Genomic DNA, 18083 nt, shown 5'->3' with positions numbered 1-18083 from the left:
CTCGCGCTCGCGGGTCCGCCGCCACCCTGGCCGGCCAGGCGGGCATGGGCGCGTCCTGGCGGATCGGCGTCGATCCCGGCGAGCGGACCGACCTGGTCACGACCGGGGTGTTCGCCTGCGTCCGCAACCCGGTCTCCACCGCCATGGCGCTCGCCCAGGTCGGCATGGTCCTGGTGGTGCCCACCTGGATCAGCGTCGCGGCGCTGGTCGCGCTGATCGCCGCCGTGGAGGTGCAGGTCCGCGTCGTCGAGGAGCCCCACCTGAGCCTCCTGCACGGGAACGCCTACGCCGCCTGTGCCGCACGCACCGGCCGGTTCGTCCCCGGCGTCGGCCGTCGTGCCCGTCCCCCGGCCGACGCCCGCATCGGCTGACGGCGGCGCCTCCCCGCCCCTGGTGCCCCCCGGAGGACGGTCTCGGCCCGAGGGGGTCCGCCCTCAGGCCGCCGGCGAGCGGTCCCGGTTGACGAGGATCGCCAGCTGCGTGCGGGTCCGGACGTCGAGGCGGCGCATCGAGGCCGTGAGGTGGCTCTTCACGGTCGACAGGCTCACGAACAGCCGGCAGGCGATCTCCTCGTTGCTCAGCCCCTGCGCCACCAGCTCGGCGACGTCGCGCTGCCGCTCGGTGAGCCGGTCGAGGGGATGCTCCTCGGAGCCGAGCAGGGCCTCGGGGTCACTCAGGTACCGCACCAGGTGCCGGGTGGCGGTGGGGTCGAGTGCCGCCTCGTGCCGGGCGAGTGCCCGGACGCCGTCGACGAGCCGTTGCGCGGCCGCGCGACGGGGCAGGTAGCCGCGGACCCCGGCCTGCAGGATCTCCACCAGCCGACCGTCGACGTCCGCGTCCGGCTCGGCGAGCACGAGCACCGCCGTGTCCCGCTGGCAGAGGGTGCGCAGCACGGGCAGGGTGGCGCCGGCCACCAGGCCCTGCCGGACGACGACGACCTGCGTCGCCACACCCTCGGCGACCGCGAGCGCCTCGGGCAGGTGACTGGTCTCCGCGACGACGGCCATGTCCGGCTGCGCCTCGAGGACGACCCGCAGGCCCAGGCGGAAGACCTCCTGGTCCTCGCACAGCAGGACCCGCACCAGGGCCATCGGCGTCCGGACGGCACACGGCCGGGCCGGCGCCGCCGGCCGGGGTCCCGGCGGCTCCTCCGCCTCCGCCGCCGGCGTGCCGCCGGTCGGCTGCCCCGGGGAGCGTGGACGGGTGGTCGTCGGTCCGGGCCTGGCACCGACCTCGGCCTGCGTCATGCCTTCCCCCTGTGTCCGGCCCGAGACGGGCCCACCGGCGAGACGTGTCCGGTCTGTCTTCCGACTGGAGTGACTCCATGGATGCAGTGCTCACAGGTTCCGCTCAGACAGTGTCCACCGGATGCCCAGCGTTCTCACAGGGTCAGCGTCACGACACCCCCCGGGAGATGCGCCGGCAGAACGGGTCACCCGCCCGAGCGCCGCGCCTCCCCCCGGTCGTCGGGCCGGCCGGCCCGGTGGACGTGGATGGCCAGCTGGGTGCGGTCCCGCAGGCCCAGGCGGCGCAGCGCCACCGTGATGTGCCCCTTCACCGTGGCGCGGCTCACCCGCAGCCGGGCGGCGATCTCCGCGTTGGTCAGCCCCTCGGAGACCAGCTCCGCGACGACCCACTGCCGCGCGGTCAGCTGGCCCGAGGCCGACCGGCCGGCGCCGTCGGCCGCCTGGCGGACGCCGTCGAGACAGTGCAGGAGCTCGCCGGTGACGGAGGCGTCGAGGACGGTCTCCCCGCGGGCCACCGCCCGCACTCCCTCGACCAGACGCTCCGGGCTCACGGTGGTGTGCACGTACCCGCGCGTCCCCGCCTGGAGCGCCTCGACGAGGTCGCTGCCGGCTCCGGTCTCACCGAGCAGGACGACGGCGATCCCCATGCCGGTCAGCGCCCGCACGAGCTCCTGGACGACCGCTCCCTGCGCCCCGAGGCCGACGAGGGTCACGTCCGGCCGCACGGTGGCGGCCATCGACAACGCCTCGTCGGCGTCGGCGGCCTCGGCCACGACGGTGACGTCGGGAGCCTGGCGGAACACGGCGCGCAGGCCGTGGCGCAGCACCTCGTGGTCGTCGCAGATCAGCACCGAGAGCGGCCCGCCGCGGCTGCTCGCCGCTGGCCCGAGGACGCCACCGCCCATACGCGTCAGCTCCGCTCCGGTCCGGCGCCCGAGGGCGACGCCGCCAGGTGAGTACCGGAACGTAGGGCGTCCGCCCGGCGAGCCGCCACTGCCCCGGCACGGACAGCCCGCACCCGTCGGCGTGTTCAGACCCAGGTAGGGCGGTCGCGTCATCCCGAAGGGGGGGCTTGCCCCCTCCCTGATGGGAGATGCAGCCTCCCCCAAGAGGGCAGCACCGGACCAGGAGGACGACTCCCCCCATCCCCCGGGCGGGGAGTCGGAGGGGTCCGCCGTCCCCCTGCGGGTGTGGTCCAGAACTCGACGTCCGGCCGATGTCGGCGCAGGGCCCTTCGCCCCTAGCGTCGCCGCATCCCTCCCGTCCCCTCTCCGGGGCCGTGGCGACGCTGGAGGTCCCTGTGCACCAGACGATGATCATCGCGAAGATGGCGCCGACCGACGCGGACGACGTCGCCGCCGTCTTCGGTCGCTACGACGCGACCGCCATGCCGCACGAGATCGGCGTGCGGCGCCGGTCGCTGTACCAGTTCCACGGCCTCTACGTGCACCTCATCGACTTCGACCGGCCGGCGCCGGAGGCGATGCGGATCGCCCAGTCGCTGCCGGACTTCCGCGCGGTCAGCGAGGACCTCAAGCCCTACATCGAGGCCTACGACCCGAACTGGCGCTCACCGCAGGACGCGATGGCCCGCCGCTTCTACCACTGGACGTCGTCGCCCGAGTGAGCCCGGACCCCCGCGGCTGAGAGGCAGTCATGACACGCTCGGCACCCACTCCGGCTCCTGCCGCGCCGTTCCCCGGCCAGGCGGGGTGGATCTGCTGCCCCGACTGCGGGTGGCTGCTCTACCGGAAGCGGCTCGACCGCAACCTGCACGTCTGCCCTGAGTGCGACCACCACCTCCGGCTGGGCGCACGGGCCCGCATCGACCTGCTCGTCGACCCGGGGAGCTTCACCGCCACCGGCTTCCCGCGCGCCACGCCGGACCCCCTGGAGTTCACCGACCTGCGGGGCTACCCCGACCGGCTGGTGGAGGCCGAGCGCCGGTCCGGCGAGTCCGAGGCGGTCGTCGTCGGGGAGGCGCGGATCGGTGGCGCCGAGGTCGTGGTCGCCGTCATGGACTTCGCCTTCCTCGGCGGGAGCATGGGGGTGGAGGTCGGGCGCCGGGTGAGCCGGGCGGCCGGACTCGCCCTCGAGCGGGGCCTGCCCCTGGTGACCGTCTGTGCCAGCGGCGGGGCCCGCATGCAGGAGGGCGTGTTCTCGCTGTTCCAGATGGCCCGCGTCAGCCAGGCCCTCGGCCGGCACCGGGAGGCCGGGCTGCTCTCGGTGTGCGTCCTCACCGACCCCACCTACGGCGGCGTCTCGGCCTCCTTCGCCACCCTGGCCTCGGTCCTCGTCGGGGAGCGGGGCGCCCACGTGGGGTTCGCCGGCCCCCGCGTGGTCCAGGAGACCATCCGCGCCGAGCTGCCCAGCGACTTCCAGACGGCCGAGTTCCTCCTCAGCCACGGCCTGGTCGACCGGGTCGAGGGCCGCGCGGAGCTGCGACCGCTGCTGACCCGCCTCCTGGCCCTGCACACCCGTCCCGGAGAGCAGGCGGTCCCGGACGCAGCGGCCACCGACGCCCCGGTGCCCGACGACGCCGGGGACGCCGGGTTCGCGGGCGACGCCGACCCGTGGGACGTCGTCCAGCGGGCACGGGTGGTCGAGCGGCCCACGACCCTGGACTACCTGCACACGGCGTTCGACGACTTCGTCGAGCTGCACGGCGACCGCGCCTTCGCCGACGACCCCGCCGTGGTGGGCGGGGTCGCCTCGATCGGGGGCCGGACGGTCGTCGTCATCGGCCAGGAGAAGGGCCACACGGTCCGGGAGCGCGTGGCCCGCAACTTCGGGATGCCGCACCCGGAGGGGTACCGCAAGGCGCTGCGGCTGCTCGACCACGCCGAGACCTTCGGCCTCCCGGTCGTCACGCTCGTCGACACGCCCGGCGCCCACCCGGGGCCCGAGGCCGAGGAGCGCGGCCAGTCCCACGCGATCGCCGAGACGATCATGCGCAGCAGCCGACTGCGGGTCCCGGTCGTCGCCGTGGTCACCGGGGAGGGCGGCAGCGGCGGCGCCCTCGCGCTGTGCACCTCCGACCGGCTGCTCGTCCTGGAGAACGCCTACCTGTCGGTGATCAGCCCCGAGGGCTGCGCCGCCATCCTCTGGCGGACCGCGGTCGCCGCACCCACCGCCGCCCGCGCCATGCGGCTGGGCGCGGCGCACCTGCTGAGGTCCGGCATCGCCACCTCCGTCGTCCCGGAGCCCCCGGGCGGCGCCCACACCGACCCGGTGGCGGCGGCCCAGCTCCTCCGGCAGGCCCTGCTCCGCGAGCTCGCCGACGTGTCCCGGCTGGACCCCGCCGCCCTCCTGGACGCCCGGTCCCGGCGGCTCTCGCGCATCGGCGGGGACGACGGCCGCGCGCTGCAACCCGTCCTCCCGGCGGAGGACCGACCATGACCACCAGCGAGCGCACCCCGAGGCCGTCCGGCCCCGTGCCGGTGCCCGACGACGGGACCCGGGACCTGCGCGAGGAGGTCGTGGCCCTGGCCGCGGCACTCCCCGGGGAGCTGCGCCGGCTGACCGTGCGCAGCGGCGACCGCGTCATCGAGGTCGAGTGGGCCTCCGAGACCGCCCGGGGCACGGCTCCCGCCGTCCCCGCCGACGGCGCACCCGCGGTCGTCGCCGGGCCGCCGGCCCCGGCCGCGCCTCCCGGCGCGGCGGGGGTCCCGGAGGGGAGCACCGCCGTCCGCGCACCCCTCGTCGGCACCTTCTACGCGGCACCGTCCCCGGACGCCGACCCCTTCGTCAGGGTCGGTGACGAGGTCGAGCCTGGGCAGACCGTCGGGATCGTCGAGGCGATGAAGCTGATGAACCCGATCGTCGTCGACGAGCCGGGGGTGGTGGCCGAGGTCCTCGTCAGCGACGCCGAGTCGGTCGAGTACGACCAGGTCCTCATGGTCCTGCGGCCCGCGGGACGGACCCGGTGACCGGGCCGGCCGCGCGCTCCGGGAGCGCGTCGTGATCAGCCGCCTGCTCATCGCCAACCGGGGCGAGATCGCCGTCCGGGTCGCCCGGGCGTGCCGCGAGCTGGGCATCGAGGTCGTGGCCGTGTACTCGACCGCCGACCGGCACTCCGCCGTCGTGGACCTCGCCGACGAGGCCGTGCACATCGGGCCGCCGGCCCCCCGGCGCAGTTACCTGTACGTCCCCAACATCGTCGAGGCGGCGCTGCGCACCGGCGCGGACGCCGTCCACCCCGGCTACGGGTTCCTCTCCGAGGACCCGGACTTCGCCGAGATCTGCGCCGCCGAGGGACTGACCTTCGTCGGCCCCCCGCCCGAGGTCATGCAGCAGATGGGCAACAAGGCGACGGCGCGCCGGCTCATGGCCGACGCCGGCCTGCCGCTGCTGCCCGGCGTCGTGGAGCCGGTCCGCACCGTGGACGAGGGCCGGGAGATCGCCGCGGGGATCGGCTACCCGGTGATCATCAAGGCCGCGGCGGGTGGCGGCGGGCGCGGCATGACCGTCGTGCACGACCCGGCCGACTTCGCGGCGGCGTTCACCGCCACCCGGGCGACCGCCCGCGCGGTGTTCGGCGACCCGACGGTCTACGTCGAGCGCTACCTCCCCCGCGCCCGGCACGTCGAGGTGCAGGTCCTCTGCGACGCGCACGGCAACGGGGTGCACCTCGGCGAGCGGGACTGCTCGCTGCAGCGGCGGCACCAGAAGCTGCTGGAGGAGGGCCCGGCCGGGCACCTGAGCCCCGCGCAGCGGGCCGAGATCGGCCGGCTGGCGGTCCACGGCGCCCTGTCGGTCGGCTACACCGGCGCGGGCACGATGGAGTTCCTGGTCGACGGCTCCGGGGCCGCCTACTTCATGGAGATGAACGCCCGGATCCAGGTCGAGCACCCGGTCACCGAGCTGCTCACCGGGGTGGACCTCGTCCGCGAGCAGATCCTCGTCGCCTCCGGCCGTCGGCTGCAGCTCCGGCAGGAGGACGTCGTCCCGCGCGGCACCGCGATCGAGTGCCGGATCAACGCGGAGGACCCCACCCGGGGCTTCGCCCCCGCGCCCGGCCGGCTCGACGTGCTGCGGGTCCCGGACGGGCCGTGGACCCGGTTCGACACCGGCTACCGGCAGGGCGACGTGATCAGCCCGGACTACGACTCGCTGCTGGGCAAGCTCGTCGTCTGGGCACCCGACCGGGAGCAGGCCATCCGCCGGATGGACCGGGCGCTGGCCGAGACGCGGGTCGAGGGACCCGGCGTGCGCACGACGATCGCCCTCCACCGGGCACTGCTGCGCGACCCCGACGTGTGCGCCGACCGCCACGACGTCCAGTTCGTCGACCGGCGGCTGCCCGAGCTGGTCGCCCGCGCGGCGTCCCTCGCCGAGGACCCCGCCCTCGGCATCCCGTCCCCCTCCCGCCCGTCCCTGCAGCTCGTCCAGACCCCGGCCGGCGACGCCCGGCCGGCCCCGTCCACCCACTGAGAGGACCGACGCCATGTCCGGCACGACCTTCACCCTCGACGACCTCATGGCCCTGCTCACGGAGAAGGCAGGCCTGCCCGCCAGCGCGCACACGACCGACCCGGACGCGCACTTCGAGGACCTCGGCCTGGACTCGCTGGCCTTCCTGTCGATGCAGACCGAGCTGCAGGACCGCTACGGCACCGAGATGCCCGACGACAGCCCCGGCCGCTACACGCTCGGCGAGATCGTCGAGACGGTCAACGGCGCCGTGCAGCGGCCCGCCGGCATGGCCTGAAGAAGGGCCGCCCTGCAGCGAGGCCGTCCGCCCCACCACCTGCCGACATCCCGAGGAGTGACCCCCGTGAGCATCCTGGAGCCGCAGACCCGCACCGCCGGGCACACGGACAACTCGATCTACATCGACGCGGACATCGACCACGTCTGGCGCGCCACCAACGACGTGCAGACCTGGCCCGACCTGTTCACCGAGTACGCCTCGGTGGAGATCCTCGAGCAGAGCGAGACCTACGTCCGCTTCCGGCTCAAGATGCACCCGGACGAGTCCGGACGGGTGTGGAGCTGGGTGTCCGAGCGCACGCTGGACCCGGCGGCCCACGAGGTGCGCGCCCGGCGGGTCGAGCCGGGGCCGTTCGAGTTCATGGACATCCGCTGGACCTACGCCCCGGAGGGCAGCGGCACCCGGATGCGCTGGGTGCAGGACTTCCGGATGCGCCCGGAGGCCCCGATCGACACCGAGGGCATGACCCGGCGGATCGACACCAACACCAAGACCCAGATGGCGGTGATCCGGGACAAGGTGGAGGCAGCCGCCGCCCGGGACGCCGGGACGCCGGAGCCGACGGCATGATCGGCACGTCCCGGGGGGTCGCCGTCGTCCTCCCGGGCGAGGGCGGCGCCCGGCCGGGCATGGTCGACGCCTGGCTCGCCGACGCGCCGGCCCGGGACGTAGTCGCCGAGGTCAGCGACGTGGTGGGCCGCGACGTCGCCGAGTGGTGGCGCGAGCCGGCCAACGCGCCCGACCCGGTCGCGACGCACCTCGAGGTCGTCGTCACGGGGATCGCCGGCTGCCGGAGCCTGACCGCGGCGGGCCTGGCCCCCGTGGCCGTCGCCGGGCACGGGGTCGGTGAGTACGCCGCCCTCGTGGCCGCCGGTGCGCTCGGGCTCGCACAGGTGGTGGAGCTCGTGCACTGGCGCGCGGAGCTGCTGGCACTGGCACCGCGCCCCTCCTGCGCCGGCATGGCCGCGCTGGTCGGGAGGGGCGCGGGCGAGGTGGCCCGGACCGCGGTCGAGCGGGTCGGGGGCACGCTGGCCGTCGCCTCCTGCGACGCCCCCGCCCAGGTGGTGCTCTCCGGCAGCTGCGAGGACCTGGCCGCGGCGGGCACGGTCGTGCACGCGGCCGGCCTCGACCTGGTGCGGCTGCCCGGCCGCGCGCCGTGTCACGGCCCGCTGATGGCGCCGGTGGCCGCGCACCTCGCCCCGGCCCTGGCCGACCTGGACTGGTCGGAGCCCGGGATCCCCGTGGTCCCCAACGCCGACGGCCGGCCGACCCGGGACCCCGAGCGCCTCGCTGCCTGCCTGCGGGCCCACCTGACCTCGCCGGTGCTGTGGGAGGCGACGTCCTCCGCGCTGGTCGAGGCCGGCGCCACCGCGGTCGTCGAGGTCGGCGCCACCCCCCTGCTGGGCCCGCTGGTCCGCCAGGTCCACCCCGACCTCCCGGTGCGCCTCGCCTCGGCACCGGGGACGCCGTTCCCGACCGACCAGCCCGAGCCCGCGCTCGCGGGCCTGGCCCCGACCGGAGGAGAGACATGACCACCATCCAGCACGCGCCGACGGCCGTGCGCTGCGGCCCGACGGTGCACCGGTCGGACACGGCCCCCAACCGCCGGCGGGGCGGCGACATCCGCGTCCTGCTCTCGCCGGCGAGCGTCGGCTCCACCGCCGGGTTCATGGGCACCCTGACCCTCGAGCCCGGGGAGGTCGTGACCGAGCACTGGCACCCCTACTCGGAGGAGTTCCTCTACTGCCAGAGCGGGGACGTCCTGGTCACCCTCGACGGGGAGGAGCGGCGGCTGACCGCCGAGTCCGCCGTCCACATCCCGATCGGCGTGCGGCACCGCATCGTCAACGACTCGTCGGCGACCGCGTTCTTCGTCTTCCTCTGCGGCCCGCTGGCGCCGCGACCGGAGCTCGGCCACGTCGACACCGAGCCGTCGCCCGGCTCGGCCGGCCTCCGGTGAGCGCCGCGATGACGACGCGGGAGCGAGCATCGCAGGGAGCGCCAGCGACCGAGGCGCGGAACGACTGCGGAGCCGAGCAGTGAACCAGCGGCGCCGGGTCGTCGTCACCGGGATCGGCGTGGTCGCTCCCGGGTCGATGGGCCGGGAGGGCTTCTGGGACATGATCACCGCGGGGCGGACGGCGACCCGGCGGATCACCTTCTTCGACCCCAGCCGGTTCCGGTCGCAGGTGGCCGCGGAGGTCGACTTCGACGGGCGGCAGCTCGGGCTGACCGCCCACGAGGTGCACCGCAACGACCGGTTCGTGCAGATGGCCCTCGTGGCCGCGGACGAGGCGGTCGCCGACAGCGGGTTGACCTTCGGCACCGGCGGCGCCGACGACGCCCCGGACCCCGAGCGGGTCGGGATCACGCTGGGCAGCGCCGTGGGCGCGACCATGCGGCTGGAGCAGGAGTACGTGGCGGTCAGCGACGCCGGCACGCACTGGCTGGTCGACCCCCGCTACGCCTCGCACTTCCTCTCCCACGCCCTGGTCCCGAGCTGCGGCGCGACCGAGCTGGCGGTGCGCTTCGGCGCCCACGGGCCGGCCACGGTGGTCTCGACGGGTTGCACCTCGGGCATCGACGCCGTCGGCTACGGCAGCCAGCTCATCGAGGACGGCGACGCCGACGTCGTCCTCGCCGGTGCCAGCGACGCCCCGATCTCCCCGATCTCGATGGCCTGCTTCGACACGATCCGGGCGACGACCGGCAACAACGCCGACCCCGAGCACGCCGCCCGGCCCTTCGACGCCCGCCGGGACGGCTTCGTCATGGGGGAGGGCGCCGCGGTCCTGGTCCTCGAGGAGCTCGAGCACGCCCGGCGGCGCGACGCGACGGTGTACTGCGAGGTCAGCGGCTACGCCAACCGCTGCAACGCCTTCCACATGACCGGGCTCAAGCCCGACGGCACCGAGATGGCCGAGGCGATCCGCCAGGCGCTCGACCAGGGCCGCATCGACCCCGACGAGGTCGGCTACGTCAACGCCCACGGCTCCGGGACCAAGCAGAACGACCGGCACGAGACCGCGGCGGTGCACCGGAGCCTCGGCCCGGCCGCCGACCGGGTGGCGATGAGCTCGATCAAGTCGATGGTCGGGCACTCGCTCGGCGCCATCGGCTCGATCGAGATCGCCGCGACCGCCCTCGCCGTCCACCGCGGCGTCCTGCCCCCCACGGCCAACTACGAGGTGCCCGACCCCGAGTGCGACCTCGACTACGTCCCCAACGTCGCCCGCGAGCAGAAGGTCGACGTCGCGGTGTCGGTCGGCAGCGGGTTCGGCGGCTTCCAGTCGGCCATCGTGCTGGCCAGCCCCACGCGGAGGACGGCATGAGCAACCTGCTGGTCACCGGCATCGGGGTCGTGGCCCCGACCGGGGTGGGCGCCGAGGCGCACTGGGCCTCGCTGGTCCGCGGCGAGCCGGCGATCCGGCCGATCGAGGGCTTCGACCCCACGCGGTACGGCATCTCGCTGGCCGGCCAGGTGCGGGACTTCGTGCCCGAGGAGCACGTCGCCCCGCAGCTGAAGGTGCAGACCGACCGGTGGACGTGGATGTCGCTGGCCGCGGCCACGATGGCGGCCCAGGACGCCGGGTACGAGGCCCCCGAGGACGTCTACGCGACCTCGGTGTTCCTCGCCTCCGGGTCGGGCGGCAACGAGTTCAGCCAGCACGAGATCCAGGGCCTGTGGGCCAAGGGGCCCAAGTCGGTCGGCGCCTACCAGTCGATCGCCTGGTTCTACGCCGCCAGCACCGGCCAGATCTCCATCCGCGACGGCTACAAGGGTCCCTCCGGCGTCGTCGTCAGCGAGGGCGCCGGCGGCCTGGACAGCATCGGGTGGGCCCGTCGCGTCGCCCGCCGGGGCACCCCCGCGGTGCTGGTGGGCGGCACCGAGGCCGGGATGTGCCCGTACGCCCTGCTCTGCCAGGCGACCAGCGGCCGGCTGTCGACGGCCACCCGCCCCGAGGAGGCCTACCTGCCCTTCGACCGGCGGGCCAACGGCCACGTCGTCGGCGAGGGCGGCGCGATCCTGCTGGTCGAGGAGCCCGCGGCCGCGCGGGCCCGCGGGGCGACCCGGGTGTGGGGCGAGGTCGCCGGCTACGGCGCCACGCACGACGCGCACCACCACGAGTCCCCCGCCCCCGACGCCACGCAGTACGCGCGGGCGATCCGGCTCTCCCTCGCCGACGCCGGCGTGACGCCCGACGAGGTGGACCTCGTGGTCGCCGACGGCGCCGGGACGCCGGAGCTGGACGCGCTGGAGCTCGCCGCGCTCGCCGCCGTCTTCGGGGAGCGGTCGACGCCGGTGCCGGTGACCGCGCCGTCGTCGTGGACCGGGCGGCTGATGGCCGGCGGCTCGGCGCTCGCCGTCGCCACCGCCCTGCTGGCGATGCGGGACGGGATCGTCCCGGGGACCGCCTTCCTCGCCCAGCCGGTCGACGCACCCGGCGTCGACCTGGTGCAGGGCAGCCGGGTGCGGGAGCTGTCGACCGTGGTCGTCCTGGCCCGCGGCTCCGGCGGCTTCAACAGCAGCCTGGTGCTGCGCCGGCACCAGGGGTCCGCGGAGGACGCGGCATGACGGCGGGCTCGGCGGACGGCGACCTCCCCGGCGTCCGGACGATGCTCCGGATGCGGGCGCGGGAGGGCTGCGAGGGCGCGTTCGAGGCGGCCTGGCGCCGGGCGGCGGCGGAGATCGCCCGGGTGCCCGGGAACCTGCGGCAGGAACTGGTCCGCGACGCCGACGACCCGCGCACGTTCCTGATCACCAGCGACTGGACCGACCGCGCCGCGGTCGACGCCTTCGGGCGCAGCAGCGCACGGGAGACCCTCACCGCGGCGCTGCGGGACCTCCGCGAGGACGCCGCGCGCGCCACCTACGAGGTGCTGGCCACCGTCCCCGGCGACAAGGGCCTGCACGTGCGGGTCGACATCACCACGACGGTGGGCCCGGGCGAGGAGGAGGCCTTCGAGCGCGGCTACGCGAAGGTCACCGAGCGGCTGCGCGGCACCCCCGGCCTGGTCCGGGAGGAGCTGCTCCGGGAGCCCGGCTCGCGGACCTACCACATCTTCGCCGAGTGGGAGTCCGAGCAGGACTTCACCAACTGGGTCGACGACCCCTCGCACGCCGACCAGACCGGCCCGCTGATCCGGTGGCTGTCGGTCGACTTCGACCGGCGGCTCTACGAGATCCGGTTCCGGCCGGAGGAGCCCGGGGGGAGCGGCTGGAGCGCACCGTCGGCGAGCGGCCGGCCGGAGGCCACCACGCACGGGGTCACCTCGACCGCGCAGCCCGACCCGGCGTTCCGGGCACCGGCGACCGCGGCGCCTCCCACCCCGGTGCCTGCGACAGCGGTGCCGGAGCCCGAGGCGCCGGAGCCCGCGGCCGTGCCCGAGGTCCCGTCGCCGGTTCCCCCGGCCGAGCCCCTGGCGGCGCCCGAGCCGGTGCCCAGCGCGAGCGTGCAGGAGTTCGTGGAGCGACCGGACGACGCGCACGTCGCCGCCGCGGTCCCCCCGGTGCCGCCGGTGAGCGCCCCCGCTCCCGGCCGGCCGACCGAGGTGCTGGTGGTCGGCGCCGGGCCTGCCGGGATGACGCACGCCATCGAGCTCGCGCGGCGCGGTGTCGCCGTCCGCATCGTGGACAAGCGGGCGCAGGCGGCGACCCAGGCCGACAAGGCCATCGGCATCCACTGCCGGACGATGGAGATCTGGGAGGACCAGGGCATCGTCACCGAGGCGATGGACGCCGGGATCTGGCTGTACGGCCAGACGGTCTTCGTCAACGGGGAGCAGACCCACCAGGTCGACTGGGCCGGCCTCGACGAGCTGCCCTACGCCCACCTCGGGCTGCCGCAGTACGAGACCGAGCGGCTGCTGGCCGACCGGCTGACCTCGCTGGGCGTGGCCGTGGAGCGGGGGGTGGAGCTGGCCGCCCTCACCCAGGACGGCGAGGGCGTCACCGCCACGCTGCGGCACGCCTCGGGCGAGGTCGAGACCACCCGCGCGCAGTACCTGGTCGGCTGCGACGGCGCCCACAGCGCCGTCCGGTCCCAGCTGGGGCTCGTCTTCGAGGGCGGCCTGTCGATGTTCCCGCAGCTGTTCATGCTCGGCGACGTCGACGTCGACTGGGACCTGCCGGCCGGCCACCTGGTGCGGTTCGTGCGCATCGAGGACGACGGCGACTTCACCGGGATGCTGGTCTGCGTCCCGCTCAAGGGCCGCAGCCGGTATCGGATCGCCACCCTCGCCCCACAGGAGCTGCAGAGGACGGTGGGCTCGGGCGTCGTGCCGCCGGGCTTCTGGCAGGAGTACACCCCGCCGACGCTGGCCGACATCCAGGCCGCGATCGACGACCTGGGCCCGGCCGGCACGACGGCGAGCAACCTGCGCTGGTCGTCGATCTTCCGGATCAAGCACGGCATCGTCGACGCCTACCGGCGCGGCCGGGTGTTCGTCGCCGGCGACGCGGCGCACCTGCACCCCCCGGCGGGCGGCCAGGGCATGAACACCGGCATCCAGGACGCCTGGAACCTCGGCTGGAAGCTCGCCCTCGCCGTCCGGGGGCAGGCCGCGCCGGGCCTGCTCGACAGCTACGAGGCCGAGCGCCGGCCGGCCGGCAAGGCCATCGTCGACCGCGCCGTGGCGATCGCGTTCACCGACGAGATGGACATGGCCGACGAGAAGGCCCAGTTCCTCCTCGAGATGCAGATGACGATGAACTACGCCGGCAGCCCGCTGGTCGGCCAGTTCTCCGGCGGGGAGGGCTTCCCGGCCGGTCCCGAGCCCGGGCACCGGGCACCGGACGTGCAGGGTCTCCGGCGCTTCGGCGTGGCCCACCCGCTGCGCCTGTTCGACCTGACCCGGGGCACGCGGTCGACGCTGCTGCTCCACGCCGGCGCCGGTGCGTCGGAGGAGCAGCTGCTGGCCCTGGAGAAGCTGGCGGGCGCCGTGCGGCAGCAGGGCCACGGCCAGGTCGACGCCTACCTCATGGCCGCTCCGGACGCCTCCGTGCCGCTGCTGGTCGACCTCCCGGTGGTGCGCGACGCCGACCGGGCCTTCGCGGCCGCCTACGGCGTGGAGGGTGCGGCGACGGCGGCCTACCTCGTCCGGCCCGACGGCCACGTCGGCTTCCGGACCCGCCCGGTGGACGAGGCCGCGATCGCCGACCACCTGGCCGGGGTCTTCGCGCAGTGACCCCGCCACCGCAACCGCACCGCCACCGAGACGACGCCGACCCCGAGGAGACGACATGACCCAGACCGTGCGGCCGGCACCGGCGGCGACCGACGACGTCGTGCCCGGCGCGGAGATCTACACGCCCGAGTTCCGCGCCGACCCCTATCCCGTCTACGCCCGGCTGCGCGCCGAGCGGCCGGTGGTCAAGGTGCGCACGCCGCGCTTCGACTCGTTCCTGGTCACCCGCTACGAGGACGCCCGGCAGGCGCTCTCGGACCCGCGGCTGTCCAAGGACCTGTACCGCGCGGGGGACACCTACCTGGCGGTGTTCGGCGAGAAGGCGCGCCAGATCAACACCAACATGCTCAACTCCGACCCGCCGGAGCACAGCCGGCTGCGCCGCCTGGTGACGCAGGCGTTCACCCCCCGGCGCATCGAGGCCATGCGTCCCCGGGTCGAGGAGATCGTCGAGGGCCTGCTGGACCGGATGGCGCCGCGCGGCCGGGCCGACTTCGTCGACGAGTTCGCCCTGCGGCTGCCGCTGGCGGTGATCGGTGACCTGCTCGGGATCCCCGCGGAGGACCACGAGGAGATCCTGGCGGGGACCCAGGTCATCCGGACGGTGGGCACCGGCGGGCGCAGCCCCCAGGAGGACCGGGCCGCGATCGGGCAGGCCCAGGAGCGGCTGCACGCCTACTTCACCGGCCTGGTCGCCGCCAAGCGCCGCGAGCCCGGCGATGACCTGGTGAGCGCGCTGATCGCCGCTCGCGACGGGGACGGCCGGCTGTCGGAGGCCGAGCTGGTGTCCACGGCGTTCCTGCTGCTGTTCGCCGGCTACCAGACCACCTCGGACTTCCTCGGCAACGCCGTCGTGGCCCTGCTGACGCACCCCGAGGAGATGGCGCGGCTGCTCGAGGACCCGGACCTCGTCCCGGCCGCGGTGGAGGAGCTGCTGCGCTTCGACGGCTCGGTGCCGGTGTCGAGCTTCCGCTTCGCCACCGAGGACCTCGAGATCGGCGGCGTGCCCATCCCGGCGGGCTCGATCGTCACGATCGTCCTCAGCGCGGCCAACCACGACCCGGACCTGGTCCCCGACCCCGACGCGCTCGACCTGCGCCGGGGCCCCACCCAGCACATGTCGTTCGGCCACGGCGTCCACTACTGCCTGGGCACCGCCCTCGCCCGCCTCGAGGCGACGACGGCGCTGCGGCGGATCCTCGTCCGGCTGCCCGACCTGCGGCTCGACGTCCCCGTCGAGGAGCTGCAGTGGCTGCCGGCCGCGTCGGCGTTCCGGGGGCTGCTGGAGCTCCCGCTGCGCTTCACGCCCACCCCGGCGCGCGGCGGGCAGCCGGCCCCGGCCACGGCGAGCCCAGTTCCCGCGGCCCCGACCGCCGCCGGTCCGGTCTCCGCGGAACGGTCGGGACGGTTCCTCCTCGGTGACCGGCCGGTGGCGCGCCTGGGCCTGGGCTGCATGAAGTTCACCGGGCACCGGCTGATGGGACCGCCGGCCGACCGTGCGGCCGCACTCGCCGTGCTCCGCCGCGCCGTCGAGCTGGGCGTCGAGCACCTCGAGACCAGCGACCACTACGGCCCCCGCATCGTCAACGAGCTGGTCCGCGAGGCGCTGCACCCGTACCCCGAGCAGCTCGTCGTCGTCACCAAGGTCGGTGCCCGCCGGACGCCGGACGGCGGCTGGATCCCCGCCCTGCAGGCCGAGGAGCTCCGCCGGGCCGTGCAGGAGGACCTCGACACGCTCGGCCAGGACGTGCTCGACGTGGCCCTGCTGCGGATGCCGGGGGTGGGCGAGCCGGTGGCCAGCGCGATCGTCGAGCCGTTCGAGGCCCTGGCGCAGCTGCAGCAGGAGGGCCTGGTCCGCTCCATCGGGGTGAGCCACGTGACCGCCGAGCAGGTGGCCGAGGCCCGCGCGATCGCGCCGCTGGCCTGCGTGCAGGACCACTACAACCTCGTCCACCGTGCCGACGACGACCTCGTCGACGCCCTCGCCGCCGAGGGCACCGCCTTCCTGTCGATGGAGGGCCTCTCGTACACGTCGTTCTTCCCGGTCCGCGACCTCGTACCCGAGCAGGCCGCGGTCCTCGACACGGTGGCGCGGCGCGTGGGCGGCACCCGGACGCAGGTGGCCCTGGCGTGGCTGCTGGCGCGCTCGCCCAACCTGCTGGTCATCCCCGGGGCGACGACGGTCGCCCAGCTGGAGGAGAACGTCGCGGCGGCCGCTCTGGCGCTCGACCCGCTGGACACCGCGGAGCTCGACCGCATCGCCGGCATGGCCCCGCCGCCCGCCGCCGCCCCGCACGGCCCGCCGCCGGCCTGGACCGGGCAGGCAGGAGGCCCGTGATGGACGTGCTCGACCCGTTCTGCGACCAGCAGCCCGCGCTGCCGCCCCTGCCGCGCCGTCGGTGGGCCGCCGTCGGCGCGATCGTCGGCCACCGGCTGATGGCCGGGCTGGTGCTCGCCGGCTCGTCGGCCGTCCCCGGCTCGTGGTGCGGCACCGTCCCGTGGGACGAGTGCTGGGCGGGCGGGTGGGACGGCTGGTGGGACCCCACCGCCCGGCCCGCACCGGACCCGGACCTCCCCGACGACCTCCGCGCGTGGTGAGGGCGGCGCCCTCGCTCCGCGACCCCATCCCCGGACCCGGCCGGGAGGACAGGCCCCGGCCGGCACACCCCGCACCGCCCGACCCACCCAGGAGGAACCCGTGACCTTCCGACCGTTCCGCAACGTGATCGTCTGCCGCATGGTGCCGGGGAGCGAGGAGGAGGTCGGCCCCGTCTTCGCCTACTACGACCGGACCACCCGGCCGCAGGACCTCGGCGTCATCGGGCGGTACCTGCTCTCGCACGACGACCTCTACATCCACGTCATCGAGCGCAAGGAGGACCCGGCCGTCTCGGGCCAGCGCCGCGGCCTGCCCGCCTTCCAGGCGATCGCGGAGAAGATCGCGCCCTACGTGACGCCGTACCCGAGCTACTGGGAGAACCCGTCGCACTCCGTGGCCAAGCCGTTCTACGCCTGGGTGCCGGAGGGCGACGTGCCGGCGGACCGGGAGCTGACCGTGATCGTCCAGCGGATGAAGCCCGGCGCCGAGCCCGACATCGCCCGCGTCTTCGGCGACTCCGACGCCGGCGACCTGCCGACCGTGACCGGTGTGACCGGCCGCTGGCTGTTCTCGATGGAGGACGTCTTCGTGCACCTGCTGGAGCAGGACGTGGAGAAGGCGGCCGCGGTGCGGGCCAACCACGAGTCGCACCGGCCGGCGTTCGCGCGGATCATGCACGAGCTCAGCCCGTACGTGAGCCCGTACCGCCCGGACACCTGGCAGAGCCCGCGGGACTCGGTCGCGCACGTCTTCTACCGCTGGCAGGCCGACGACTGGAAGCCCGAGGACTGACGACGGGAGGCCGGCGTGAGCCTGCAGGGCTTCTCCACGCTCATCTACCGCGCCGACGACGTGGCCGCGGCCGTGGCCTGGTACACCCGGCTGCTCGGGGTGGGGCCCTTCCACACCCGGGCGGGGCCCGACGGGCGCCTGGTCCACGCCGTGTTCGGCGTCGGTGAGCACTACGACGAGCTGACGATCACCGGCCGCACCGAGGACCCGCCCGGCACGGCGGCCGCGTCGGGGGGCGGTGTCATGCACTGGCGGGTCGACGACCTGTCGGCCACGCTGGCGCGGCTGCGGTCGATGGACGCGACGGTGCACCACCCGGCCACGGTGCACGGACCGTTCGTCACCGCCGTCGTCGCCGACCCCTTCGGCAACCTGGTCGGGCTCCAGGGCGTCGTGGACGCCCCGGACCCGGCCGAGGACCTCGCCTGCGCCCTGGCGACCTGACCGGCGGGGGGGGGGGGGGGGGGGGGGGGGGGGGGGGGGGGGGGGGGGGGGGGGGGGGGGGGGGGGGGGGGGGGGGGGGGGGGGGGGGGGGGGGGGGGGG

Annotated in this window: 18 protein-coding genes; 16 read left to right on the top strand and 2 right to left on the bottom strand. The window is 75.4% G+C overall.

Going from position 1 to position 18083, the window contains the following annotated elements; genetic code table 11:
- Positions 1-44 precede the first annotated feature (44 nt).
- The gene (locus ACI79I_RS21610) at positions 45-371 is read left to right on the top strand and encodes a methyltransferase family protein (RefSeq protein WP_456994379.1); all 327 of its coding nucleotides are present in this window, start codon (positions 45-47) and stop codon (positions 369-371) included.
- 63 nt (positions 372-434) lie between these two features.
- Here the strand turns inward: ACI79I_RS21610 and ACI79I_RS21605 are convergent, their stop codons facing one another.
- Positions 435-1091: a LuxR C-terminal-related transcriptional regulator gene (locus ACI79I_RS21605; RefSeq protein ID WP_456994378.1), complete on the bottom strand. Its 657-nt coding sequence runs from the start codon at positions 1089-1091 to the stop codon at positions 435-437.
- A 341-nt stretch (positions 1092-1432) separates the two neighbouring features.
- Complete coding sequence (locus ACI79I_RS21600; RefSeq protein WP_456994377.1) at positions 1433-2152, bottom strand: LuxR C-terminal-related transcriptional regulator; 720 nt, start codon at positions 2150-2152, stop codon at positions 1433-1435.
- Positions 2153-2526: 374 nt separating this feature from the next.
- On the opposite strand from ACI79I_RS21600, the gene ACI79I_RS21595 reads away from it, so the two are divergent.
- From ACI79I_RS21595 to ACI79I_RS21525, 15 genes are all read left to right on the top strand, one after another.
- Entirely contained in the window at positions 2527-2874 is a 348-nt protein-coding gene (locus tag ACI79I_RS21595) for a TcmI family type II polyketide cyclase (RefSeq protein ID WP_456947827.1), read from the top strand.
- Positions 2875-2903: 29 nt separating this feature from the next.
- On the top strand, positions 2904-4646 hold the full coding sequence (locus tag ACI79I_RS21590) for an acetyl-CoA carboxylase carboxyltransferase subunit alpha (RefSeq protein WP_456994376.1): 1743 nt from the start codon (positions 2904-2906) through the stop codon (positions 4644-4646).
- Positions 4643-5176 (top strand): acetyl-CoA carboxylase biotin carboxyl carrier protein, encoded by a 534-nt coding sequence (gene accB, locus ACI79I_RS21585; protein WP_456994375.1) that lies wholly within the window; start codon positions 4643-4645, stop codon positions 5174-5176. Before ACI79I_RS21590 ends, accB begins: the two co-directional genes overlap by 4 nt.
- 31 nt (positions 5177-5207) lie before the next feature.
- Entirely contained in the window at positions 5208-6680 is a 1473-nt protein-coding gene (locus ACI79I_RS21580) for an acetyl-CoA carboxylase biotin carboxylase subunit (protein ID WP_456994374.1), read from the top strand.
- A gap of 13 nt (positions 6681-6693) precedes the next feature.
- Positions 6694-6957 (top strand): acyl carrier protein, encoded by a 264-nt coding sequence (locus tag ACI79I_RS21575; RefSeq protein WP_456994373.1) that lies wholly within the window; start codon positions 6694-6696, stop codon positions 6955-6957.
- Positions 6958-7023: 66 nt separating this feature from the next.
- Positions 7024-7530 (top strand): SRPBCC family protein, encoded by a 507-nt coding sequence (locus tag ACI79I_RS21570; protein WP_456994372.1) that lies wholly within the window; start codon positions 7024-7026, stop codon positions 7528-7530.
- Entirely contained in the window at positions 7527-8492 is a 966-nt protein-coding gene (locus tag ACI79I_RS21565; RefSeq protein ID WP_456994371.1) for an ACP S-malonyltransferase, read from the top strand. The genes ACI79I_RS21570 and ACI79I_RS21565 overlap by 4 nt, the downstream gene beginning before the upstream one ends.
- The gene (locus ACI79I_RS21560; RefSeq protein ID WP_456994370.1) at positions 8489-8920 is read left to right on the top strand and encodes a cupin domain-containing protein; all 432 of its coding nucleotides are present in this window, start codon (positions 8489-8491) and stop codon (positions 8918-8920) included. Before ACI79I_RS21565 ends, ACI79I_RS21560 begins: the two co-directional genes overlap by 4 nt.
- A gap of 79 nt (positions 8921-8999) precedes the next feature.
- On the top strand, positions 9000-10292 hold the full coding sequence (locus ACI79I_RS21555; RefSeq protein WP_456994369.1) for a beta-ketoacyl-[acyl-carrier-protein] synthase family protein: 1293 nt from the start codon (positions 9000-9002) through the stop codon (positions 10290-10292).
- Positions 10289-11536 carry a beta-ketoacyl synthase N-terminal-like domain-containing protein gene (locus tag ACI79I_RS21550; RefSeq protein WP_456994368.1) on the top strand — a complete coding sequence of 416 codons (1248 nt, stop codon included), beginning with the start codon at positions 10289-10291 and terminating at the stop codon, positions 11534-11536. The genes ACI79I_RS21555 and ACI79I_RS21550 overlap by 4 nt, the downstream gene beginning before the upstream one ends.
- Positions 11533-14148, top strand: a complete 2616-nt coding sequence (locus tag ACI79I_RS21545; protein WP_456994367.1) for an FAD-dependent monooxygenase — start codon at positions 11533-11535, stop codon at positions 14146-14148. Before ACI79I_RS21550 ends, ACI79I_RS21545 begins: the two co-directional genes overlap by 4 nt.
- A gap of 55 nt (positions 14149-14203) precedes the next feature.
- Positions 14204-16486 (top strand): oxidoreductase, encoded by a 2283-nt coding sequence (locus ACI79I_RS21540; protein WP_456994366.1) that lies wholly within the window; start codon positions 14204-14206, stop codon positions 16484-16486.
- A complete protein-coding gene (locus ACI79I_RS21535; RefSeq protein ID WP_456994365.1) occupies positions 16486-16746 on the top strand; it encodes a hypothetical protein in 261 nt (86 codons plus the stop codon). Before ACI79I_RS21540 ends, ACI79I_RS21535 begins: the two co-directional genes overlap by 1 nt.
- A gap of 100 nt (positions 16747-16846) precedes the next feature.
- Complete coding sequence (locus ACI79I_RS21530) at positions 16847-17539, top strand: TcmI family type II polyketide cyclase (protein ID WP_456994364.1); 693 nt, start codon at positions 16847-16849, stop codon at positions 17537-17539.
- A gap of 15 nt (positions 17540-17554) precedes the next feature.
- Positions 17555-17983: a VOC family protein gene (locus ACI79I_RS21525; protein WP_456994363.1), complete on the top strand. Its 429-nt coding sequence runs from the start codon at positions 17555-17557 to the stop codon at positions 17981-17983.
- Positions 17984-18083: the final 100 nt, after the last annotated feature.

It is taken from the genome of Geodermatophilus sp. SYSU D01105 (assembly GCF_054050095.1).
The sequence above is the reverse complement of the archived record's forward strand: the minus strand, read 5'-3'. Positions and strand labels throughout refer to the sequence as shown.